Consider the following 22,342-nt stretch of genomic DNA (forward strand, 5'->3'; position numbering starts at 1 on the left):
GGCACCCCCGACGGACCCGCAGCCGGGGCGTCCGGGGCCGATGGAGCGTCCGGGAATTCCGGGATGGCCGCTGCCGGCGGTGGCGGCGCGAGTTCCGCGTCCGGCGGCCCCCGGCGCCCGCGCAAGCGGCGCGTCCTGCGCTGGGCGGCGCTGACCGTCTCGGTGCTGATACTCGGCACGGCCGGCGCCGGATACCTCTACATCGACGGTCTCAACGACAACATCCGGGACGACGCCCTGCACCTGGGCGACAACAAGCTCGACGGCCCCAAGCCCAACGCCGCTGGACAGACGCCGCTCAATATCCTGCTCCTGGGCTCCGACAGCCGGAACTCCGCCGAGAACCTGCGCCTGGGCGGCTCCCGCCCCGACCAGGGGCGCCCACCGCTCGCGGACGTGCAGATGCTCCTGCACCTGTCCGCCGACCGCAGCAGCATGTCCGTGCTGTCCATACCGCGTGACACCAAGGTCACCATCCCCACCTGCACCGACCCGCACGACGGCACCGTCTACCAGGAGCGCGTCAACAAGATCAACACCAGTCTGCAAAACGGCGGTCCGGGCTGCACGGTGGCCACCTGGGAGGAGCTGACCGGGATTCCGGTGGACCACTTCGTCATGGTGGACTTCGCCGGAGTGGTGTCGATGGCCGACGCGGTCGGCGGCGTCCCCGTGTGTGTGGACGACAACGTCCACGATCCCAAGTCCGGCCTGCGGCTCGAAGCGGGCGAGACGGTGATCCGGGGCGAACAGGCGTTGCAGTGGCTGCGCACCCGGCACGGCTTCGAGGACGGCAGCGACCTGGGCCGGGCCAAGGCGCAGCACATGTACATGAACGCGATGGTCCGGCAGCTGAAGGCGGGCACCAAGCTCAGCAACCCGGGCCAGCTGCGCAGGCTCGCCGAGGAGGCGACGAAGGCCCTCACCGTGGACGAGGGCCTGGGCTCCGTCGGCAAGCTCTACGACCTGGCCACCGAGCTTCGGCAGGTGCCGACCGGCCGCATCACCATGGCCACCATCCCGTGGGTCTACTCCCCCGGCGGCACCTACGTGCTGCCCAAGGAGGGCGACGCGCAGGAGGTCTTCTCGATGATCCGCCACGACATCGCGCTGGACGGCCAGGACGAGAAGCCCTCCCCCGAGCCGACGCCGACCCAGGAACCCACGGACACCGACGCGGCGACGATCGCCGTGCGCGTGCTCAACGGCACCGGGACAGCGGCCCAGACAGCGGTCAGCGGCCGGGCCTCGACCATCGCGGACAGCTTGCGGGAGGCAGGCTTCACCCAGGCCGCCGCAGGCACCGAGCCCCGCTCGCAGTGGGACACGGTGCTCACCTACGGCGATACGGCCGACCGCGACGCCGTCCGCGCGGTGGCCGACGCACTCGGCCTGCCGGAACGCGCCGTACAGCACTCCGCCGGGGCAACCGGCCTGACCCTGGTCATCGGCGCCGACTGGCGCGAGGGCGCGACCTACCCCGCGACCGACACCCCCGCCGAGGACGAGACAACCCCACCGGACGACACCCAGCCCCCGGAATCCCTCGACGGCCTCAACGGCAAGGACACCAACGCCTGCATGACCGTCAACCCCTCCGCCACCTGGTAACCCACACGGCCCGGGTTGGTGCACCGCACCGCACGCCCGCCCAGCCTCGCGCGACGAACAAACCAGCCTCGCAACGCTGCCGTTGGACGACTCTGGTGAGCGCCCGCTCAGAACGTCCCGCCCGCGTCAGTGCAGCACGACAGCTTCCCCTGACCCCCGGGAAAGGCGGCAGTCTCCGGAAGGCAACGCCGCTCAGCCGTGCTCGCTCGCTCTGCGTCCTACCCGCTAGGCCCAGCACGCACCGCGCCGATTCACATGGCGACGGCAGCCAATGCCGCCACTCTGGTGCAAGTTGGCGTAAGCCACTCGGCGCCCGGAGCCAGTCATGGCACCATGATTGATGCAGGTACAGAAGAACAGGCCCCCGTCTGGAAACTCCGCATTCCGCACGCGCAGCAGTCGGTCCGACCCAGTGAATAAATGACGGAGACAGCCAACTCATGTCCCCATCTTCCTCGTCCAGCGCTCAAGAAGCGCGTGAGATTATTGCGGCCCGGCTGGCGGAGTTGCGTAGGGAGGCGGAACTCACCGGACACGAGTTGGCTCTTCGGTGCGGGTGGAGCCCTGCGAAGTCATCTCGCATCGAGCGCGCCAAGACGCCCCCATCCGCCTCCGATATCCGAGCCTGGTGCCGGGCCACAGGGTTCGAGGAGCAAACCGAGGATCTGGTCGCGGCGAATCGTCAGGCCGATCAGATGTACGTGCACTGGAAGAAGCTGCACCGGCACGGAATGCGCAGGGCACAAGAGGAAGTCGTTCCTCTCTACCAGAAGACACGGCGGTTCCGCATCTACTGCTCAAACGTCATGCCGGGCATTCTTCAGACCGAGCCCTACGCTGCCGGGCTTCTCTCCGCTATCGCAACCTTTCAGGGCACACCTGACGACTCCGCCAACGCCGCAGCATCGAGACGTGCACGATCACGCGTTCTGCACGAGGGGGACCATAGGTTCGCTTTTCTGCTGGAGGAGACCGTTCTCCGGTACCGGATCGCGGATGATGAAGCCTTGGCAGGTCAACTGGGATATCTGCTGACGGTCATCTCACTTCCCAATGTCAGCCTAGGGGTTATTCCCTTCACCGCACCACGTCGCGTCTGGCCGCTCGAAGCGTTCTATCTGTTTGACGCCCGACAAGTGAGCGTTGAGACGCTGACGGCCGCCGTGAACGTAACAGCGCCGAGCGAAGTCGCCACCTATGCGAAGGCTTTCTCCGAGCTTTCGCATATCGCCGTTTACGGTACTGCGGCGCGAACCTTGATCTCAGAAGCTATCAACTCACTCGGGTAACGCACGGGCAAGCTTGTGCAAGATCATAGATTTCGCTGTGCAGAAGGCGTAGCCACCGCGTTTCAGGAGCTGAAGGGGAGACATGAAGTGGAGGCACCCTGGAGAGCCGTATTCGGCTCATGAAGGTAGAACGTACAGCTCCAGCTCCACAGACCGCCCTATACCACGCCCCGAAGTCCATGGCTCGCGACATGAGGGGCAGCACTGAACTCTATGCGCCGACAGTGCGCCCCTTCACGCCTCCGCTGCTCCCTGGACCGCTGTCACCCTGAGGGTGACGCTTCCGCAAGTGAGTGCAATCGCATCGACACCGGGAGCAGCCATGGCCTACAAGTTTCTCGGGATCATCCCCGGCACCGGCAAGGACGACTCACAGAGGATCTGACTCCACGAGGAGACGGAAGACCTGCTGATCCAGTCGTACCGGGCGACCGAGGAGGAAGTGAAAGCCTGCCAGGAGACCGGGTACGTCCCTGGACACTCCTCGGACGTCCCGGAGTACGAGACGATCATCCGGCTTCCTGCAGTCATGCTTCAGCACATCCCGCGAAAGGACGGAGCCGCAGCCGATGCAGCCCCCGGCACGTGAACCGCTGTCCCGCGCCCAGCGATCCGCTGCAGGATCATCGAGCGCCCAAGCCGCTCGCAAGATACTTGCTCAACGTCTTCGTGAGATCTGCACGGATGCCGGACTGGACGGCAAGACGCTCGCGCATAGGTGCGGCTGGCACCCATCCAAGGTATCGCGAATCTCGACGGCGAAAACATCACCGTCAGTTGACGACATCCGGATGTGGTGCCAGGCGTGCGACGCGGAAGACCAGACGAACGACTTGGTTGCCTCGCTGCGTGCCGTCGAGGGGATGTGGATCGAGTGGCGCCGCGCGGAGCGCGCCGGTCTGCGACGGTCCCAGGTCGAACGTCTCCCGCTGTATGAACGCACGCACCGGTTTCGTGCCTACGCCTCATGGGCTATACCAGGGCTCATTCAGACCGACGGCTACACAGAGGACGTGCTTCGCACTATTCAGAGGCAGCGCGTCTCGATGGATGATGTAGCCGACGCGGTCGCGGCCCGCATGGAACGCCAGCGTGTGCTGTACGAAGGAAACCGCCGCTTTGCTTTCCTGATCGAGGAACCGGTTCTCCGGAACACGCTGAGCACTGCGGAGACACAGCGGAGCCAATTGGATCAGTTGCTCGTGGTGAGCCGCCTGCCGAACGTCAGTCTGGGGGTAGTCCCCGTGTCCCAGGGACGCCCCCGACTTCCGGTCGAGAACTTCTGGATTTACGACGGGACTCAGGTCAACGTGGAGTTGGTCTCCGGTTACCTCACCATCACGCAACCCAGCGAAATCGCTTCCTACGTCGAGATGTTCGCAGGGCTGGCCGACATGGCGGTCTACGGAGCGAAGGCCCGCGCCGTGATCACTGCGGCACGAGACGCACTCCGGTAATTCGTGTGCAATCACGTGCAATCTCGTGGCTCTGCCGCGCCCACGCTCCGTAGCGTCTTCATCACGTGAGTGACGCGAAGGGGTGTCGGATGTCCGAGCCAACGAGGTATTCCACTGCGCCGGTTGAGCTGCCGTTGCGCTGGGAGGCGGCGCCGGAGCCGGTGGAGGGGTGCGCGGGGTGCGCTGCGCTGGTGAATGTGCGGGACCGTGCGCGTGCGGGTGGGGACATGACGACGGTCTCTGACTGCAACGTCTTCCTGGCCCGCCACCCCGAGGGGCACTGATGGCCGCCCCGGCACCCGGTGTTCCCCGGGTGGACCGTGCCTCCGGTGTCGTGTTCGTGCCGCGTGGGGCGGTCATCAAGCCATGCCCCTTCCCGTGCTCCATCTGCCAGGCGAAGGGGCGTCAGTAGGACTGTCTGAGGCAGACAGCCCCGTTACCGCCCGTGTGCTGGCCACGCATGCCCGCGGATTCATCCCAAGGACACCCCGTCCCAAGCCGGGCGGGGCCGGGAAACACCGAGGAGAAAGGAGAGTTGCCATGACCCGTGTGGCAGTCGAGACGTACGCGTCCCGTACGCCGGATGCTGAGGGCTGGCGGGGTATCCCGTTCGCGCACCCCGCCCTGGACGGCGGCAGGCACGACGGAGGACCGATGCCACCGGAGGCCCCGCGCCCCCCTGAGCCCAAGCCCGACGACGACAAGTAGCCACGAGCGGAGGCATGACGAATCGGCCGCAGCCCCCGGCGTCACGCCGGGGGCTGCGTTGGGTAAATGGGGGCCGTTGACCTGCGCGAACCCCGCTAGGGGAGGTTGCGGGCCATGACGATGCGCTGGACCTGGTTTGTGCCCTCGTAGATCTGGGTGATCTTGGCGTCCCGCATCATCCGCTCCAGCGGGTAGTCGCGGGTGTAGCCGTAGCCGCCGAGGAGCTGTACCGCGTCGGTGGTGATCTCCATCGCGGCGTCGGAGGCGTAGCACTTGGCGGCGGCGCCGAAGAACGTCAGGTCCTCACCCTTGCCGTCGCCGCCGAGCGAGACGCGCTCGGAGCGGGCGGCGGCGGCGTAGGTGAGCTGACGCGCGGCCTCCAGCTTCATCGCCATGTCGGCCAGCATGAACTGCACGCCCTGGAAGTCGCCGATGGGCTTGCCGAACTGCTTGCGCTCCTGGACGTAGCCCTTGGCGTAGTCCAGTGCGCCCTGCGCGACGCCGAGCGCCTGCGCGGCGATGGTGATGCGAGTGTGGTCCAGCGTCTGCATGGCGGTGGCGAAGCCGGTGCCCTCGGCGCCGATCATCCGGTCGGCGGGGATGCGCACGTTGTCGAGGTAGACCTCGCGCGTCGGCGAGCCCTTGATGCCGAGCTTCTTCTCCGGCGCGCCGAAGGAGACGCCCTCGTCGCCCTTCTCCACCACGAAGGCGGAGATGCCGCCCCGGGTCTTCTTCTCCGGGTCGGTGACGGCCATCACCGTGTAGAAGTCCGAGACACCGGCGTTGGTGATCCAGCGCTTGACGCCGTTGAGCACCCAGTGGTCGCCGTCGCGTACCGCGCGGGTCTTCATGCCGCCCGCGTCGGAACCGGCGTCGGGCTCGGAGAGGCAGTAGGAGAACATCGCGTCGCCCTTGGCCAGCGGCGCGAGGTACTTCTTCTTCAGCTCCTCGGAGCCGGAGAGGATCACCGGCAGCGAGCCCAGCTTGTTGACGGCCGGGATGAGCGAGGAGGAGCAGCACACGCGGGCCACTTCCTCGATGACGACGCAGGTCGCCAGCGCGTCGGCACCGGCGCCGCCGTAGGACTCGGGGACGTGCACGGCGTGCAGGTCGTTGGCGGTGAGGGCGTCGCGGGCCTCCTGCGGGAAGCGGGCCTCCTCGTCCACGGCGGTGGCGAAGGGGGCGATCTTCGCTTCGGCGAGCGAGCGCACCGAGTCGCGAAGCATCTCGTGCTCCTCGGACGGCCGGTACAGGTCGAAATCAGCGGCTCCCGCCACGGTGGCTCACTCCTTTGGGGAGGTGGGTGCTAACTACCGTTAAGTAACTCAATTCTAATGGTCAGCGCCACTGGAGGTATAGGTGAGCTTGCCGACAGTGCGGCGGCGGTGCGGCAGCGGCCCAACAGCCGGGTGACGGCGGGCCTCCGGCAGCGGGGTGGGCCAGCACGGCGGCACGGCCGGACGACGGCCAGCATGGCGACGGGACAGCCCCCGGGGGGCTTGGCCCGGGCGGGCGCAACCGGGTCAGCCGGAGCGGCGGGCGGCCGGGGTGACGGCGGCGGCAACGGCGGCGTGCGGGCACGGGGTGGCCCGGCGATATGCTCGGGCAGCGTCCCGTCCACGCCGTCAGGAGTACCGTCCATGGCCAGCCCCGCCCCCAGGATCACCGTGATCGGCACCGGCTACCTCGGGGCCACGCACGCGGCCGCGATGGCGGAGCTGGGCTTCGAGGTGCTGGGCCTGGACGTGGTGCCGGAGAAGGTCGAGCTGCTGTCCACGGGGCGGGCGGCGATGTACGAGCCGGGGCTGGACGCGCTGCTGGCGCGGCACGTGACCGGGGTCGAGGGCTCCTCCGGGCGGCTGCGTTTCACCACCTCCTACGCCGAGGCCGCCGAGTTCGGGGACATCCACTTCGTGTGTGTCAACACCCCGCAGCGGCACGGCGAGTACGCGTGCGACATGAGCTACGTGGACGCCGCCGTGGAGTCGCTGGCGCCGCTGCTGACCCGGCCGGTGCTGGTCGTCGGCAAGTCAACGGTCCCGGTGGGCAGCGCGGACCGGCTGGCCGCCCGCCTGCGCGAGCTGGCCCCGGTCGGCGCGGACGCGGAGCTGGCGTGGAACCCGGAGTTCCTGCGCGAGGGCTTCGCCGTCCAGGACACCCTGCGCCCGGACCGCATCGTCGTCGGCGTCCGCTCGCAGCGTGCCGAAGACCTGCTGCGCGAGGTGTACGCCACCCCCATCGGCCAGGGCTCGCCGTTCGTCGTCACCGACTTTCCGACCGCCGAGCTGGTCAAGACGGCCGCGAACTCCTTCCTGGCCACCAAGATCTCCTTCATCAACGCCATGGCCGAGGTCTGCGAGGCCGCCGACGGCGACGTGGTGAAGCTCGCGGAGGCCATCGGGCACGACGAGCGCATCGGGAAGAAGTTCCTGCGCGCCGGGATCGGCTTCGGCGGCGGCTGCCTGCCCAAGGACATCCGCGCCTTCATGGCCCGCGCGGGCGAGCTGGGCGCCTCGCAGGCGCTGACGTTCCTGCGCGAGGTGGACTCGATCAACATGCGCCGCCGGGGCCACATGGTGGAGCTGACGCGCGACGCGGTCGGCGGCACCCTGCTGGGCAAGCGCGTCGCGGTGCTGGGCGCCACGTTCAAGCCGGACTCCGACGACGTGCGCGACTCGCCCGCCCTCAACGTGGCCGGGCAGTTGCACCTCCAGGGCGCGCAGGTCACCGTTTACGACCCCAAGGGCATGGCCAACGCCCGCGCCCTGTTCCCCACGCTCGGCTACGCGCCCACGGCGCTGGAGGCGGTGCGCGGGGCCGATGTCACGCTGCACCTCACCGAGTGGCGCGAGTTCCGCGAGCTGGACCCGGAGCGGCTGGCGGACGAGGTGGCCGAGCGGCACCTCCTGGACGGGCGCAACGCGCTGGACCCGGCGGTGTGGCGCAAGGCGGGCTGGACGTTCCGCGCGCTGGGCCGCCCCACGGCGTAGTCCCCGCCGCCCCGCCTCCAGCCCACGGCCGGGGCGGCCCCCCGCCTTGGCACCGGCCAGGCGCGGCCCCCGTCGCTCCGCCGCTTCCCTGCGTGCGGAGGCGTCGCCTGCGCACGGCTCCGGCGGGCTGGACCCGCGTCACTGGCCGCCGCTGACCGTCACCTTCTCGTCGGCCCGCAGCTGCTCCATCAGCTGCTCCACCCGCGCCATGTCCCACTTGACCGCGCTCTGGCCGTTCGGCGCCGCGAAGTTGCCCGCGACCGGCATGTTCATCTGCGTGCCCTCGCCCCCGCTGACTCCCTTCATCGCCCAGAACATCGACATGAGGTCGAACAGGCTCATGTCCTCGTCCACGATGAGGGAGCCCAGGCCCGCGCCCATGGCCGGGTAGAGGGTGAACGGGTTCAGCACGGTGCTGGGCGTCGCGGTCTCCTTGGCCAGCGCCGCGAGGAACTTCTGCTGGTTCTTCGTCCGCCCCAGGTCGCCGCCCTCGACGTTGTACCGGTTGCGGACGAAGGCGAGGGATTCGGCGCCGTCGAGCTGCTGGCAGCCCCGGGCGAAGTCGGCTCCGGAGTTCTTGTCCTTGACCGGCTCGTCGAAGCACATCTCGACGCCGCCGAGCGCGTCCACCAGACTGGCGAAGCCGCCGAAGCCGATCTCCGCGTAGTGGTCGATGCGCAGGCCGGTGTTGTACTCGATCGTGCGGGCCAGCAGTTCCGGGCCCTGGGCGGAGAAGGCGAAGTTCAGCTTCTGCTGCTGCTCGGGGATGCGGCGGCCGGATTCCGAGCCGGTGAAGGCCGGGATCGTCACCCACGAGTCGCGCGGCAGGCTGATCAGGGAGTTCCCGTTGTCACCGACGTGCAGGATCATCATCGAGTCGGTGCGCTTGCCCTCGGCGGACCCGGTGTGCAGGCGGTCCTTGTCGGCGTCGCTGAGCCCTTCGCGGCTGTCGGAGCCGACAATGAGGTAGTTGGTGCCCTTACCGGGCTCGGGCCGCTCCTCGATGCCCGCGAGGTCCACCTCGCGGCGGAGCTTGCCGTCAGCCCAGAAGTACGTGCCCACCGATATCACGAGCAGCGCGCAGACGAGCGTGATGAGGCCGACCTTCACGCGTCTCCCCCAGTTCGGACGCGGCCGGGACGCGGTGCCGCGTCCGCCGGGGCCGCCGCCGGAGCCGCTGTAGACCGTGCCCTGGCTGTACCCGCGCTGGTCGCCGTAGGTGGACGGCGCCCCGTAGGGCGGCGCCGCGTCGTGACGGCCTCCGTGCTGCGGCGGCACCCGCGTGCCGCCGCTGGGCGGGGCGCCGCGCCGGACCGTCGGCATGACGCGGGCGCTCTCGGGACGCTCACCGGCGGCACCACGGCCGTAGCGGTCGCGGCCGCGGTCCTCGGTCCACCCCTGGGGCCAGTCATTCATGCTGGAAGTGTGCCCTGTTCCACGCGGAAGCTGCACCACCGGATACGGAACCGGGGCAGGCTTGTGGCACAGTTGCGGCATTTCACGGCATGCGAAGACCCCCACCAGCACCGTTTAGGCTGGAACGCATGACCGACCCCGTCACCGCCGCCGCCGAGAGCGAGCTCGCGGGCAAGCCCACCGCCGCCTCCCGCACCACGCTGTCGCACATCATGACGCACAACGACACCAACCTGCTCGGCACCGTGCACGGCGGGGTGATCATGAAACTGGTGGACGACGCCGCCGGGGCGGTCGCGGGCCGCCACTCCGAGGGACCGGCAGTCACGGCTTCGATGGACGAGATGGTCTTCCTGGAGCCGGTCCGCGTGGGCGATCTCATCCATGTAAAAGCCCAGGTCAACTGGACGGGCCGGACGTCGATGGAGGTCGGCGTGCGGGTCCTGGCCGAGCGCTGGAACGAGTCCACCCCGCCCACCCAGGTCGGCACCGCCTACCTGGTCTTCGCCGCCGTGGACACCGAGGGCAAGCCGCGCCCGGTCCCGCCGGTGCTGCCGCACACCGAGCGCGACAACCGGCGCTACCAGGAAGCCCAGATCCGCCGCACCCACCGCCTGGCCCGCCGCCGCGCCATCCGCGAACTCCGCGAACAACGCACCGCGAACGGCCTGCTGGACGACTGACCCGGGTCCCGCCGGGGTGCGTCAGGGGCACGGCCCGCCCACTGGACGGCGCCACCGCGCGGCGGAAGCGCGGCGCTGGGCGCCTGGACACCCCGAGGCCCAGCGCTGGCCGCTGTCTTCCCTCGCCGGACTCGTCGGCCTCACCGGACTCGTGATCACCATCTGGCAAACCACCCGCTGACGAACTGCGCCCCGCCCCGGCTACGTGCCGGAACGGGGCGCGCTTTCGCGTATCACGGAGTGACCGAATTCAGAGTGAGGCGTCGGCCGGTCAGCCGTGCGACTTGGCGAAGGACACCAGCCCGGCGAAGCTTTTGGCAGTCAGGCTCAGGTGCGGCCCGTGCAGGTCCTTACTGTCCCGGACCAGGTACTCACCCGTAGCACGGGCGTGCTCCGGCGCCCACTCGATGCACTGGCCACCGTTGCTGCTATAGGAGGACTTCTGCCACCGGACTTCGTTCACGAGATTGCCTTTCGGTGCTGCCTGATCATGGCCACGGATGCCGCTTGCGACAGCGCTTCCGCCTGGAGTTGATGGTAGGCCGTCAGTATGGGTTGCACGAACCGCATGTTCCGTTCCAGCCTGCCTTGTTGCGCAGATTCGCTGTACGCGACGTAGGACCCGTCTGCCAGCGTCACCAGTGTCACCGGCAGGTCGAAAGAGCGGCGCTCTCCGAGATTGAAGGGAGCGATCTGGAGTACGGTCGATGGCTGCTCAGCGAAGGTGATGAGGCGGTCTAGCTGCACTTGCATGACCTTGGGTCCCCCCACGATGCGCCATAGGCAGCTTTCGTCCAAAACGGCGTAGACCATCGGTGGGGGCGTCCGCTCCAAGGACGCTTGCCGATCTCTGAGCAGGGACAGCCGCTCCTGCGCCTGGTGCTCTGTGATCGCCCCCCGCTGCACGGCGCCGTAAGTAATCGCCGACGCATAGTCCGGTGTCTGGAGGAGACCCGGAAGGATGCCAAGCTCAAAGAGCCGGATCTCCGCTGCCCGTCCCTCCTGCCGGACGAACTCCGGGAAGCCCTCTAGAAGCGAGACCTCACGCAGCGCACGGCACTCACTCTGAAGGGCGTCACCCGTGCCCAAGGCTCTGTCAGCACTTGCGGCGAAGGCGAGAGTTGGGGGACGGCGACCAGTTTCTACGGCGGAAATATGGGTGCCACTCCACCCCATCCGCTCACCTAGCTCGTCCTGTGTCCACCCGCGCCGCTCCCGCAGACTGCGTAAGCGCTGCCCGAACGCCGCAACGGGGGAACTGTCGGGGTCAAGTTCTTTCCGATTCAACTGCCTGCCCCTAACTCTTCGTTCAAGGTTCGCAAGTTGAAGCAGGACCGACTATAGGCCACGCTGAGCTTCCCCGGTAGCCGTACCGCTACGGAGAGGTGCCGAGCATGCTTCGGAAGACCACCCCAACGCCTGAGGCGGCCACGACCGCACAACCCGGCCGCTGTGTGTGGCACATGGCCGCAGGCGAACGGACCACAGCCCACACGCAAGGGGACACCCCTGATACCGGCCCTGAACTCGACTCACGCCCCACCCCTGCGAGCCCCCGCAGATCGCTCCGGGCGCAGGAAGACAGTCCGCTGATGGCCGACCTAAGGGCACGCGTCCGCGAAGACTGCGAGCGCCGACGCAAATTCGGAACACTAGGGAGAATCCTGTGAACTGCGCCGAATGTGAACGCCTGCAAGCCGAGCTCGTCACAGCGCTGGCGAAGTACGACTACTCCAAGGCAACGGACTGCCGAGTCCTGCTGACACGCCACCCTCACCACCAACCACCGCGCTGCCCCGGTCTCCCCAGCGACCGCAGCAAGGCCCCGGCCAGCTGATGGGCAGCAGCGTCTTCTACCACCAGCTGTGGACCATCGGCCCCGACCGCGAACCCGACGCCGAACCCGTCCACTACGCCGCCGAGTGCGCGGTGTGCCGCGCCCGCTCCGGGGACCACCCCACGGCCAAGCAGGCCCGTGAATGGTTCTTCTCGCACGCCGGGGGCCACCCCGAGCACCTGACCTACCGCCTGCTCACGGCGGAGCCGTACCGCGCCTGGAGGCGTAACCCCTGATGGCCCATCACGCCCGTCCTACCCGCGCGCGCCGTCTCCGTGCCCGCGCAGCCGAGTACACCGCCATCCCCTGCGTCCTCGCCATCGGCGTAGTCCTCGGCGCCCTCGGCATGGCCGCCGTCGCCACCTGGCCCCACCCCTGATGGGGCCACCATCCGACCCCGCGCTACGTCGGCGGAGCCGAACCCCTCACGGCGCACCCCGACGACGCGCGGACGCCCCGCCGCCCACGCCCGAGACCTACCACAGCGCGGGCACGGCGGCGGGGCACCCACCCACCGAACCCAAAGGAGAGAGAACGATGGCACCTCGCACCTTACTGACCCCCGAACAGTACGGCGACGTGGTAGCAACCGTGCTCGACAACAACGACGGCATGCACCTCACGGTCGCGGCCCGCATCACCGAGCAAGCCCTGGCGTTCGTCGCCACCGCCGCCCGCTACCCCACCGCCGTCATCGCGCCCTCGCGCGTCGTGGACGAGGGGTGGCACGCCCTCATCCTGCACACCACCGTGTACGCCGAGTTGTGCGAGCGGCTGGGCGGCTTTGTCCACCACTACCCTGAGCGTCCCGACGAGGAACGGTTCGATCCGGGCGTCATCGCGCGCACGTGCGCGCTGATGGAGGAAGCCGGGTACGCAGTGGACCGGGAGCTGTGGACGGCCCCGGGCCGCGAGCTGGTGGGCGTTGCGGCGCGGTGCCAGCACTCGCCCAACTGCGGGCCGATCGAGCCCATTCCGAGGCCGAAGCAGAAGCCGGGCGGCCCCGCCGCCGCGTAGGAAGGACCCGCCGTGCCCGAGGAAGTCGCCCGCAAACTCGCCCGTGTGCTGCGCCTGACCGGCCTGCCCGGTGAGGCGGCCCCGCTGGACCCCGCTCACCCCTCGGGCCTGTGGGGCATCACCGCCGATGATCGCGACATCACCCTCGACGCGCTCGACGCACTGATCAACGCCCTGGAAGCCGAGCCGGAGCCGGAGCCACCACAGGGACCGGGGTGGCACGACGGCCGACCGGTGCGCGGGTTCATCTTCCCCGAACCCGGCCACGACTGACGCGCCGCACGCCACAGCGCCCTCGGTACAGGAGTTCCGAACCGAGGGCGCTGCGCGTTGCCCTGACTGGCGGTCACTCAGGGGTGTGGCGTACGGGGTCACCCGGGTGTAGGCCCAGGTCGCCCGGACGGAGCCGGGTCGCGCCGGGGTGCGTCAGGGGCAGACGATCTCGTCGCCGGTGCGGGGGGTGTGGTCGCCCGAATCGGTGGGGGCGGCGGGGCGGACGGGGGTGACGCCGGTGAAGTCGGTGCCGAGGGTGACGCGCATGACCGGGCCCTGGGTGGCGGCGGGCACCAGTTCCGCGCCGGGGAGCGCGGCGGCCAGGACCCGCGCGGAGCGGTCCCAGCGCGGGTCGTAGGCGATTGTCGTCCGCTCAACGTCGCGCTCGGCGGCGTTGCCGGGGACGCCGGTGGTGGCGAAGCCGGTGGCGCGGAGCTCCTGGTCCGCCGTGTGGCCGAGCCCGGCGGTGGGGGTGCCGTTGTCCACCTGGACACGGATGTTGCGCGGGGGCACCGGTACCGGCAGCGCGCGTCGCTTCGGCGGGGCGTCCGGCTCCCGGTCGGTGAGCGGGCGGTCCGCGCGCAGGGCGCCGAACAGGGTGCCGGCCGCCGCGTCGTCCCACCGCACGGTCGCGCCGATGCCGGGCACCTGGTGGTCAGAGGTCTTGATCGGCACGGTGGTGAACTCCGTGGCCGCCGGTCCCAGGCCGCGCAGCGCCTGCCCGAGCGCGAGCAGCTGCTCGGGGCCGAAGGCGTGGTCGGCGCGCACGGAGGACAGCGCGGCGGAGGTCACGTCGCGGAACTTCGCCGGGTTCAGCAGCACCCCGCTGCGTGTGGCCCGGTCCACGACGGAGGCGACGAAGCGCTGCTGCCGCCGCATGCGGCCGAGGTCCGCGGAACCGTCCACGGACCGGGCGCGCACGTAGGCCAGCGCCTCGCCACCGTCCAGCACGCTGGTTCCGGCCGGGATGTCCAGGCCCGAGTGGCGGTCCTTCAGTGGCTTCACCGTGCACACCGGGACGCCGCCGAGCGCGTCCACGGTGTGCACGAAGCTGGTGAAGTCGATCTCCAGGTAGTGGTGGATGTGGACGCCGGTCAGGCGCTCGACGGTCTCCACCGTCAGCCCGGGGCCGCCGTGCGTGTAGGCGGCGTTGAGCTTGATCCGCTCCGTGCCGTGCCGCGTGCCGCTGGCGGCGTCCGCGTGCGGCGGGATGGTGGTGTAGGTGTCGCGCGGCAGGCTGACGACGGAGGCGCGGTCGCGGTGCTCGGAGAGGTGGACGAGCAGCATCGTGTCCGTACAGCGGCAGGGCGCGCCGCCCAGCCGGTGCGCCTTCTTCTCCTGGTCGGTGAGCTGGTCGCGGTGATCGACGCCGACGACGAGGAAGTTCGTGCCCCGCCCCGCCACCGGACGCTCGCCCAGCTCGGCGAAGGCGTCAACCCGGCGGATGTCCTGGGTGAAGCTCCGCACCACCGCGTGCCCGAAGCCGCTCACCGTCAGCACCCCGGCGGCGGTCAGCACGCTGATCCGCAGGCCCCACCGCGAGCCACGGCGGGCCGGGTGACGCAGGCGGGCGTGACGCGGGGCAGCGGGCACGTAAGCGGCACCTTCGGGGCGCGGGGACAGGGGTAATCGGCACCCTAGAGCGGCGCGGACGCGGGTCCCGGTTGCCGTGCGGGAGGCGTCCCCCGTACGCGGTAACGTGACCGGGTGACCTCCGCAGCACCCCGCCCGGCCGACGCCGCGCCCGCCGTCTCCGTGATCATGCCCGTCCTGAACGAGGAGCGGCACCTGCGCTCCGCCGTGCGCCACATCCTGGCGCAGGAGTACCGGGGTGAGCTGGAGGTCGTCATCGCGCTCGGCCCGTCCACGGACCGCACCGACGAGATCGCCGCCGAGCTGAGCGCGCAGGACGCGCGGGTGCGCACCGTGCCCAACCCCACCGGGCGCACGCCCGCCGGGCTGAACGCCGCGATCCGCGCCTCCCGCCACCCGGTCGTGGTCCGGGTGGACGGGCACGGCATGCTCTCCCCGGATTACATCGCCACGGCGGTCCGGCTGCTGGAGGAACAGGACGCGGCGAACGTCGGCGGCATCATGCACGCGGAGGGTGAGACCCCCTGGGAGCAGGCGGTGGCCGCCGCGATGACGTCGCGCATCGGCGTCGGCAACGCGGCGTTCCACACCGGCGGCGCGGCGGGCGAGGCCGAGACGGTCTACCTCGGCGTGTTCCGCCGCGAGGTGCTGCGGGAGCAGGGTGGCTACAACGAGGAGTTCATCCGCGCCCAGGACTGGGAGCTGAACTACCGCATCCGCGCGGCGGGCGGACGCATCTGGTTCTCCCCCGAGCTGCTGGTGTCCTACCGGCCCCGGCCCACCGTGCGGGCGCTGGCCAGACAGTACCTGCACTACGGCCGCTGGCGGCACGTCGTCGCCCGCTACCACGCGGGCTCCATCAACCTGCGCTACCTCGCCCCGCCCACCGCGCTGCTGGCCATCGCCGCCGGCGTCGTCGCCGGTGTGGTGCTCACCCCGTGGGCGTTCGCCGTTCCCGGCGGCTACCTCGCCGCGATCACCGCGGGCTCCGTCCCGGCCGGACGCGGTCTGCCGCTGCGCGCCCGCGTCCAGATCCCCCTCGCCCTGGCCACCATGCACCTGTCCTGGGGCTGGGGCTACCTGACCAGCCCCCGCTCCCTGGCCCGCAAGGTCATCGCCTCCCGCCCCGAACCCGCTGGCGCGGCACGGGCGTCGCAGGGTGCCAGCAAGGCATAAGCTCACCCGCCCCGCGTGCGCTCCCGGCCCGGCTCACCGGCATCCCGCGTTCCGCACGGCCCCGGGCACGTAGGAACGCGCGAACTCGGCCAACTCCTCCTGCTTGCTTTCACCTTCCGGCACGTCGCTGCCGAGCCAACCGTCAACTATCAGCATGCCTGTGCGGCCCTTCTCGGGGCAGGAGTAGACGGCGATGAAACCGTCTGCACTCACAGCTCCAGCCTCCCCGAGCTCTAGCGGACCGCCACTGCTCTCCGCTTCCTGCCATCTTTCAGTCAATGGCCTCGGCTCCACGGCCTTTCCTTCCCAAAACCTTCGCACGCTGAACTCGATGACACCGTCCACTGCGAAGGAGCACACGTCATACCTGATCTCCGAACCCACTTCACGCAAGGAGACCTCCAGTTCCTCGCCTGGAGGCAATACCGCCGCTATGGCACCGCGATCCATCTTTGTACCACACGCCTCAGGCGGAATCTCGTATTCCCCAGACCCGCAACCCGTCAGCGTGACCAGCAGACCCACAACAGAACCTCGACGCAGCGCGGAGTCGAATGAACGTCTCATCACGACGCCAAAGCTTTGGCGGTATCGTTACCCGAAAATGCGGCCTCATGGGCCTGCTGTGCGATTTCGAATTGACCTTCATCGACTCCTGGATTCCGAGCAGTCCAGATTTCGGCCATCCTGTTCAATTGAGACTCCCGGGTAAAGAACGCCTTCTGCCCCTCCTCCGTTGCCTCCGCTTTGACGGCCTCCTGCTGATCCAGCTGCCAGGAATATGTCGCAAGATCAACGCCACGTTGAGCAACATCGCCGAGAATTGGTATTTCATTAACAACAGCACCGAAGACATGATAGCCCCACTTCGCATGCCACGAAGGATCCCTTTTATCCGTTTCGATAGCCATTTGCTTTGCTTGTTCGAGGAAGCCGATAGTTTTACCCCCGCGCAGCAGTGTTTCCTTGGGGTGGTCTACCTCGTTGGCTTCGATATCGCGCATGATCTCTGCGTTCATGCCCAGATTGAGGATGGCATGGCCGTCCTGGTCGCGGGACACTTGTTTGAAAACTTCCAGCAGCTGGCTGCGGTCGAGCGGGGACGATGTCTTACCCAAGGCGCTGGCGGACTCGTGCACCTCGTCCCCGTGGTTGGCAAGGAGATGTGCCATACCCTCGCGCATCTCCGGAGGAAAGTCATCCCCCTGCTGGGACAGATGGTCGAGCGAGTCGCGCAGAATCTCTCGGTGCGCATCGGTGTGGGGTACATACGTGGCGTCGGGATCGTAAGCGTTGATGCCCGAGCCTGCGGCGTACAGTGCCGCGGCGGCGGCCTCTCGGCTGGCCATCGGGGTGCCGGGAAGGCTGTCCTGAAAGTACTCGCGTTCGGCCAGGATGTAGGCGGAGTTGTCATGGGGGTGGTCGGCGGAGAAGAACTCGGTGGCAGCCTCGGGGTTACGGCCGAGGGCCATGAGGAATCCGGTCATCGGGTCGCGGCCGAAGTCCGGGTCACGCTCCTCGTCGGCAGGGCTCGCATCCTCACCGTGCCCTTCTGGCTCGGCAAAGTTCAAGTTGACATCGTGGGCTAGGGGGCCGTTCCAGTAATTCCCTGGTATCCCCATCTCCTTCTCGGTGGCGAAGAGCGCGTTACCGTAATTTTGCAGGAACTCGGTGTCGAACTCGCCGTGGCGCATCAGGTTGCTCATGACCTGGAATCCGTACACGCTGGTATGCCCCTCCGGGTCCAAGACCGTGGGGCCGAGTTCGATGACGTCCTCTTCCCAGCGCCGTATCTCCGGGGTGTCGGTCTGGGTCGCGATACCGAGCACGTGACTGAGATTTTCCTGCATCGCGGCGAGCTGGGCTCGACGGTCCTCATCGATGCCGCCGTTCAGCCGGTTGTCGGCCATGGCCACGTAGAGTTCCATCAGGTCTTCGGCGCTTTGCTGCGTGGCGAAGTGCTCGGCGAACGTGGGGTTGTCCCGGTTGTCGTCCAGATACTTGTTGAAGCGCTCCAGCTCCTCGTCGGTCATCTCATGACCCTTGGCAAACAGTTCCGCCGCCACTTCGGCATCCTCGACGGACTGCTCCTCGTGCCACTCGTCAAGGGACTCGTAGCGGGTGCCGCTGAAGTCATACGGGTGGCCGGCGATAACGTCCTTCAGAGCGCGGGCGACCCTGGCGTCCGTCTCCGCTGCGCGGCCGACGATCTCGGCGATCTGGTCCCGCACATCCTCCAGCGTCGCCTGGGTTGGGCCGGGGTCAGTGTTGTCCGCGCTGCGGCGGTCAGGGTGAACCGAGCGGGCCACCACTCCGTTCGGGTAGACCGTCACCCCGTCAGGAAGGTTGTCCATCAGCTTCTGGAGGTCGTTCTTGGCGGTGGTGAGATCGCTGTGGCCGTCCCGGAGAATGTTGCGGATGCTGACCGCCTGGTTCTCGGCGTCGTTGAACTCACCGGCTGTCTTGTCCACGAAGGGCCGCGTGACGGCGGCGTTCGCGCCCTCCCAGCGTGCCGCGTCGGACCGGGCCTTCAGCACGGTACGGGACTCCTCGGCGAGTTCACCGAACTTGGTGACCACGGTTGACCAGTCGTCAACCGCGTCTGCGAGTCTGCTGAGACGTGCGTGCAGGACGTCCTCGAACTTGAGTGCCACCGTTCCCTCAGCCCTACTTGTAGAACTCGGATATGCGGGAAACGTTCATGAGCTCGCCGTCCAGGGTCGTCATGGACGTCGTGATCTTCTCTTCCTCCTCGCCGTACCGCTTCGAGGAGTAGTCCAGGTGGTTGGAGATGTGCGCACACGCCTCGGCCAGCGTGCTGGACTGGCGTTCCCAGGTGTCCACCACGTCGCTCAGTGCGCTTCCGCAGGTGAAGTTGTCGCCAGTGAGGTGTGTCGCGGCGTCCCGGCTGGCCTGGGAGGCGTGCTCAGCGTGGGCGCGCACACCGCCGTGGAGACTGTACGCGGCGCCACCAACGCGGCCGAGATCGTCCTGGTGCACGGTCAGGTCACCGCTGCCACCGCCCGGGTCTAGGGTGTTGAGCCGCATCCCGGCAGCTTGCCGCTCCTGGACATTGGCCACGATCTGGGCCCACTCCTCGTCAAACGACACGTGTCCCCCTCCCTCACGGCGACGAACTGGGCCTCAGCATAAGTGCGGGGACAGATTTTGGGGAGGCGGGCAGGCCGAGATCTGGCTATGGCGGTGATCATGCCAGGCATCCTGCCCGACCGGGTGGGGTCGCGTCAGCCGTCGAGGTCGGTGAGGGTGGCGTTGGACGGGGGTGTGGTGGCGCGGAGGTCGCGGGCGACGGATTCGGCGTCGCGCAGGACGCGCAGGGGGTTGTGCCAGGTGAGCTTGGCGAGGTCGATCCCGGACCAGCGGCGGGCCAGGAGTTCGGCGACGAGGTGGGGGTATCCGGCGACGCTGTCGAGGTCGTCGGGGAGGAACGCGGTGCCGTCGAAGTCCCCGCCGATGCCGAGGTGGTCGATACCGGCGACCGCGCGCATGTGGTCGAGGTGGTCGGCGACGGTGGCGGCGGTGGCGCGCGGACGCGGGTGGGCTTCTTCGAACGCGCGCTGGACGGCCATTCCGGCGGGTGTGGTGTCCAGCGGGTGCAGGCCGTGCGCGCGCATGTTCTCGTCCGCGCGCCGGGTCCACTCCACGGCGTCGGGGGCGATGAACTTGGGCACGAACGTGACCATGGCGACGCCGCCGTTGGCGGGGAGCGCCGCGAGCACGTCGTCGGGGATGTTGCGGGGGTGGTCGCACACCGCGCGGGCGGAGGAGTGCGAGAAGATCACCGGGGCGCGGGTGACGCGCAGGGCGTCGCGCATGGTGGAGGCGGCGACGTGGGAGAGGTCCACGAGCATGCCGCAGCGGTTCATCTCGCGCACCACCTGCTCCCCGAACGCGGTGAGCCCGTCGTGCCGGGGCGCGTCGGTGGCCGCGTCCGCCCAGTCGAGGGTGTCGTTGTGGGTGAGCGTCATATAGCGCACGCCCAGCTCGTACAGGCCGCGCAGGGTGCCGAGTGAGTTCGCGATGCTGTGGCCGCCCTCGGCGCCCAGCAGTGAGGCGATGCGGCCACGGCTGCGGGCGGCCGCCACCTCGTCGGCGGTGCGGGCGAGCTGGAGGTCGTCCGGGTAACGGGCGGCGAGCTGGCGGACGGCGTCGATCTGTTCCAGGGTGGCGCTGACGGCGGCGTCCCCGGTCAGCGACGTCGCCACGTAGACGGACCAGAACTGGGCGCCGACGCCTCCGGCGCGCAGCCGGGGGAGGTCGGTGTGCAGAAGGCCGGTCTGGTCGGTGGCGATGTCGCGGGCGTCGAGGTCGTAGCGGACCTGTTGGCGCAGCGCCCACGGCAGGTCGTTGTGGCCGTCGAAGACGGGGTGGGCGGCGAGCAGTGCGCGGGCCTGGGCCAGCAGGTCGCTCACGGGCGGCCGCCGAAGCCGAAACCGGCGTCGCCCGAGACCTTGTTGCGCAGCCTGCGGCCCTTCTCGGTGGCCTGCTGGTTCAGCTCGTCCTGGAAGGCGGCCATGCGCTCGCGCAGTGTGCTGTCGTGGGTGGCGAGCATCCGCACCGCGAGCAGGCCGGCGTTGCGGGCGCCGCCGACGGAGACGGTGGCGACGGGCACTCCGGCGGGCATCTGCACGATGGACAGCAGCGAGTCCATGCCGTCGAGGTGCTTGAGCGGGACGGGGACGCCGATGACGGGCAGCGGGGTGACGGAGGCGAGCATGCCGGGCAGGTGGGCGGCGCCGCCCGCCCCGGCGATGACCGCTTTCAGGCCGCGCCCGGCGGCCTGCTCACCGTAGGCGACCATCTCGCGCGGCATGCGGTGCGCGGAGACGACGTCCACCTCGTAGGGCACCTCGAACTCGTCCAGCGCGTCGGCGGCGGCCTCCATGACGGGCCAGTCGGAGTCGGAGCCCATGACGATGCCGACGAGCGGGCCGTCGCCGTCAAGGGAGCCGTCGGGGCGGCCGTCGGAGGGGCTGGGGCGGTCGGCGGGGGCGCTCATTCGGTGATCGTTCCTCGCAGGTAGTCGGCGGCGTGCCGGGCGCGCTCGCGCACGTCGGCCAGGTCCGCCCCGAAGGTGTTGACGTGGCCGACCTTGCGGCCGGGCTTCACGTCCTTGCCGTACATGTGGATCTTCAGCCGCGGGTCGCGGGCCATGCAGTGCAGGTACGCGCCGTACATGTCGGGGTAGTCGCCGCCCAGGACGTTGGCCATGACCGTCCAGGGGGCGCGCGGACGCGGGTCGCCGAGCGGCAGGTCGAGCACGGCGCGCAGGTGGTTGGCGAACTGGGAGGTGACGGCGCCGTCCATCGTCCAGTGGCCGGAGTTGTGCGGGCGCATGGCCAGCTCGTTGACCAGCGTGCGCCCGTCGCGCGTCTCGAACAGCTCCACCGCGAGGTGTCCGACGACGCCGAGTTCGGCCGCGATGCGCAGCGCCAGTTCCTGCGCGGACGCCGATGCCTGCGCGGACAGCCCGGGGGCGGGCGCGATCACCGTGTCGCAGACGCCGCCGACCTGGATCGACTCCACCACCGGGTAGGCGACGGCCTGCCCGTGCGGGGAGCGCACCACGTTGGCCGCCAGCTCGCGCACGAAGTCCACCTTCTCCTCGGCCAGCACCGGCACGCCCGCCTTGAACGGGTCAGCCGCCTCGGCCTCGGAGTGCACCACCCACACGCCCTTGCCGTCGTAGCCGCCGCGCACGGTTTTGAGCACCACCGGGAAGCCTCCGCCAGCCCGGGCGAAGGCGGCGACGTCGGCGGGGTCGGCGACGATGCGGTGCCGGGGGCAGGGGACGCCGAGCGCGTCGAGGCGGGCCCGCATGACGCCCTTGTCCTGGGCGTGCACCAGGGCGTCGGGCCCGGGGCGGACGGGGATTCCGTCGGCCTGGAGCGCGCGCAGGTGCTCGGTGGGCACGTGCTCGTGGTCGAAGGTGAGGACATCGCACCCGCGCGCGAAGTCACGCAGGGTGTCCAGGTCGCGGTAGTCGCCGAGGACGACGTCGCCGACGACCTGGGCCGCGGAGTCTTGCGGGGTGTCGCTGAGGAGCCTGAAGCGGACTCCGAGCGCGATGCCCGCCTCGTGGGTCATACGTGCTAGCTGGCCGCCACCGACCATGCCGACTACCGGGAACGTCACGCTCCCAGGGTACGGGGAGCCGCGGGGGGCGTCGCGCGCGGCTAGCATGAGGAGGCGGGGGCGGACCGGGGTCGCGCGGGTAGCGTGGAGCGGGGGGCGGGCCAGACCGACGGGCAGAGAAACGGGGCGCTGAAGA

Annotated in this window: 23 protein-coding genes; 12 read left to right on the top strand and 11 right to left on the bottom strand. The window is 69.3% G+C overall.

Annotation, left to right across the window (positions count from 1 at the left end; translation table 11 throughout):
- Positions 1 to 63: 63 nt before the first annotated feature.
- From JJV70_RS06970 to JJV70_RS06985, 5 genes are all read left to right on the top strand, one after another.
- A complete protein-coding gene (locus tag JJV70_RS06970) occupies positions 64 to 1,611 on the top strand; it encodes an LCP family protein (RefSeq protein ID WP_257573538.1) in 1,548 nt (515 codons plus the stop codon).
- A 440-nt stretch (positions 1,612 to 2,051) separates the two neighbouring features.
- A complete protein-coding gene (locus JJV70_RS06975; RefSeq protein WP_219046857.1) occupies positions 2,052 to 2,900 on the top strand; it encodes a helix-turn-helix transcriptional regulator in 849 nt (282 codons plus the stop codon).
- Between the two features lie 569 nt (positions 2,901 to 3,469).
- Entirely contained in the window at positions 3,470 to 4,357 is an 888-nt protein-coding gene (locus tag JJV70_RS06980; protein ID WP_219046858.1) for a helix-turn-helix transcriptional regulator, read from the top strand.
- An 89-nt stretch (positions 4,358 to 4,446) separates the two neighbouring features.
- On the top strand, positions 4,447 to 4,641 hold the full coding sequence (locus JJV70_RS22525) for a hypothetical protein (RefSeq protein ID WP_257573539.1): 195 nt from the start codon (positions 4,447 to 4,449) through the stop codon (positions 4,639 to 4,641).
- A gap of 256 nt (positions 4,642 to 4,897) precedes the next feature.
- Positions 4,898 to 5,065 (top strand): hypothetical protein, encoded by a 168-nt coding sequence (locus tag JJV70_RS06985; protein WP_219046859.1) that lies wholly within the window; start codon positions 4,898 to 4,900, stop codon positions 5,063 to 5,065.
- Positions 5,066 to 5,160: 95 nt separating this feature from the next.
- Here the strand turns inward: JJV70_RS06985 and JJV70_RS06990 are convergent, their stop codons facing one another.
- Positions 5,161 to 6,342 carry an acyl-CoA dehydrogenase family protein gene (locus tag JJV70_RS06990; protein WP_219046860.1) on the bottom strand — a complete coding sequence of 394 codons (1,182 nt, stop codon included), beginning with the start codon at positions 6,340 to 6,342 and terminating at the stop codon, positions 5,161 to 5,163.
- A 363-nt stretch (positions 6,343 to 6,705) separates the two neighbouring features.
- Between JJV70_RS06990 and JJV70_RS06995 the strand changes: the two genes are divergently transcribed.
- The gene (locus JJV70_RS06995; protein ID WP_219046861.1) at positions 6,706 to 8,055 is read left to right on the top strand and encodes a UDP-glucose/GDP-mannose dehydrogenase family protein; all 1,350 of its coding nucleotides are present in this window, start codon (positions 6,706 to 6,708) and stop codon (positions 8,053 to 8,055) included.
- A 138-nt stretch (positions 8,056 to 8,193) separates the two neighbouring features.
- Here the strand turns inward: JJV70_RS06995 and JJV70_RS07000 are convergent, their stop codons facing one another.
- A complete protein-coding gene (locus tag JJV70_RS07000) occupies positions 8,194 to 9,471 on the bottom strand; it encodes an LCP family protein (RefSeq protein WP_219046862.1) in 1,278 nt (425 codons plus the stop codon).
- 128 nt (positions 9,472 to 9,599) lie between these two features.
- Here JJV70_RS07000 and JJV70_RS07005 point away from each other — a divergent pair, with 128 nt between their 5' ends.
- Complete coding sequence (locus JJV70_RS07005) at positions 9,600 to 10,154, top strand: acyl-CoA thioesterase (RefSeq protein ID WP_219046863.1); 555 nt, start codon at positions 9,600 to 9,602, stop codon at positions 10,152 to 10,154.
- A 271-nt stretch (positions 10,155 to 10,425) separates the two neighbouring features.
- Here JJV70_RS07005 and JJV70_RS07010 read toward each other — a convergent pair whose 3' ends face one another.
- A complete protein-coding gene (locus JJV70_RS07010) occupies positions 10,426 to 10,617 on the bottom strand; it encodes a DUF397 domain-containing protein (protein WP_219046864.1) in 192 nt (63 codons plus the stop codon).
- Positions 10,614 to 11,441: a helix-turn-helix transcriptional regulator gene (locus JJV70_RS07015; RefSeq protein WP_219046865.1), complete on the bottom strand. Its 828-nt coding sequence runs from the start codon at positions 11,439 to 11,441 to the stop codon at positions 10,614 to 10,616. The genes JJV70_RS07010 and JJV70_RS07015 overlap by 4 nt, the downstream gene beginning before the upstream one ends.
- Positions 11,442 to 11,990: 549 nt before the next feature.
- On the opposite strand from JJV70_RS07015, the gene JJV70_RS07020 reads away from it, so the two are divergent.
- From JJV70_RS07020 to JJV70_RS07035, 4 genes are all read left to right on the top strand, one after another.
- Positions 11,991 to 12,227 (top strand): hypothetical protein, encoded by a 237-nt coding sequence (locus JJV70_RS07020; protein WP_219046866.1) that lies wholly within the window; start codon positions 11,991 to 11,993, stop codon positions 12,225 to 12,227.
- On the top strand, positions 12,227 to 12,370 hold the full coding sequence (locus JJV70_RS07025) for a hypothetical protein (protein ID WP_219046867.1): 144 nt from the start codon (positions 12,227 to 12,229) through the stop codon (positions 12,368 to 12,370). Before JJV70_RS07020 ends, JJV70_RS07025 begins: the two co-directional genes overlap by 1 nt.
- 158 nt (positions 12,371 to 12,528) lie before the next feature.
- Complete coding sequence (locus JJV70_RS07030) at positions 12,529 to 13,008, top strand: hypothetical protein (RefSeq protein WP_219046868.1); 480 nt, start codon at positions 12,529 to 12,531, stop codon at positions 13,006 to 13,008.
- 12 nt (positions 13,009 to 13,020) lie between these two features.
- Positions 13,021 to 13,281 carry a hypothetical protein gene (locus tag JJV70_RS07035; RefSeq protein WP_219046869.1) on the top strand — a complete coding sequence of 87 codons (261 nt, stop codon included), beginning with the start codon at positions 13,021 to 13,023 and terminating at the stop codon, positions 13,279 to 13,281.
- Between the two features lie 153 nt (positions 13,282 to 13,434).
- Here JJV70_RS07035 and JJV70_RS07040 read toward each other — a convergent pair whose 3' ends face one another.
- Positions 13,435 to 14,874 (bottom strand): LCP family protein, encoded by a 1,440-nt coding sequence (locus JJV70_RS07040; RefSeq protein ID WP_308294715.1) that lies wholly within the window; start codon positions 14,872 to 14,874, stop codon positions 13,435 to 13,437.
- A gap of 168 nt (positions 14,875 to 15,042) precedes the next feature.
- Here JJV70_RS07040 and JJV70_RS07045 point away from each other — a divergent pair, with 168 nt between their 5' ends.
- Positions 15,043 to 16,050 carry a glycosyltransferase family 2 protein gene (locus JJV70_RS07045; RefSeq protein WP_219046958.1) on the top strand — a complete coding sequence of 336 codons (1,008 nt, stop codon included), beginning with the start codon at positions 15,043 to 15,045 and terminating at the stop codon, positions 16,048 to 16,050.
- 33 nt (positions 16,051 to 16,083) lie between these two features.
- On the opposite strand, the gene JJV70_RS07050 is transcribed toward JJV70_RS07045, so the two are convergent.
- The 6 genes from JJV70_RS07050 to JJV70_RS07075 form a co-directional block, all read right to left on the bottom strand.
- A complete protein-coding gene (locus JJV70_RS07050) occupies positions 16,084 to 16,575 on the bottom strand; it encodes a hypothetical protein (RefSeq protein ID WP_219046870.1) in 492 nt (163 codons plus the stop codon).
- A gap of 41 nt (positions 16,576 to 16,616) precedes the next feature.
- Positions 16,617 to 18,704: a hypothetical protein gene (locus JJV70_RS07055; RefSeq protein WP_219046871.1), complete on the bottom strand. Its 2,088-nt coding sequence runs from the start codon at positions 18,702 to 18,704 to the stop codon at positions 16,617 to 16,619.
- A gap of 13 nt (positions 18,705 to 18,717) precedes the next feature.
- Positions 18,718 to 19,161 carry a hypothetical protein gene (locus JJV70_RS07060; protein ID WP_219046872.1) on the bottom strand — a complete coding sequence of 148 codons (444 nt, stop codon included), beginning with the start codon at positions 19,159 to 19,161 and terminating at the stop codon, positions 18,718 to 18,720.
- A gap of 134 nt (positions 19,162 to 19,295) precedes the next feature.
- Positions 19,296 to 20,483 (bottom strand): dipeptidase, encoded by a 1,188-nt coding sequence (locus JJV70_RS07065; RefSeq protein WP_219046873.1) that lies wholly within the window; start codon positions 20,481 to 20,483, stop codon positions 19,296 to 19,298.
- Positions 20,480 to 20,983, bottom strand: a complete 504-nt coding sequence (purE, locus tag JJV70_RS07070; protein WP_219046960.1) for a 5-(carboxyamino)imidazole ribonucleotide mutase — start codon at positions 20,981 to 20,983, stop codon at positions 20,480 to 20,482. Before purE ends, JJV70_RS07065 begins: the two co-directional genes overlap by 4 nt.
- An 83-nt stretch (positions 20,984 to 21,066) precedes the next feature.
- Positions 21,067 to 22,206 (bottom strand): 5-(carboxyamino)imidazole ribonucleotide synthase, encoded by a 1,140-nt coding sequence (locus tag JJV70_RS07075; RefSeq protein ID WP_308294717.1) that lies wholly within the window; start codon positions 22,204 to 22,206, stop codon positions 21,067 to 21,069.
- Positions 22,207 to 22,342: the final 136 nt, after the last annotated feature.

The sequence above is a fragment of the Streptomyces sp. JJ66 genome, from assembly GCF_019303495.1.
In the GTDB taxonomy this organism is placed as follows: Bacteria; Actinomycetota; Actinomycetes; order Streptomycetales; family Streptomycetaceae; genus Streptomyces.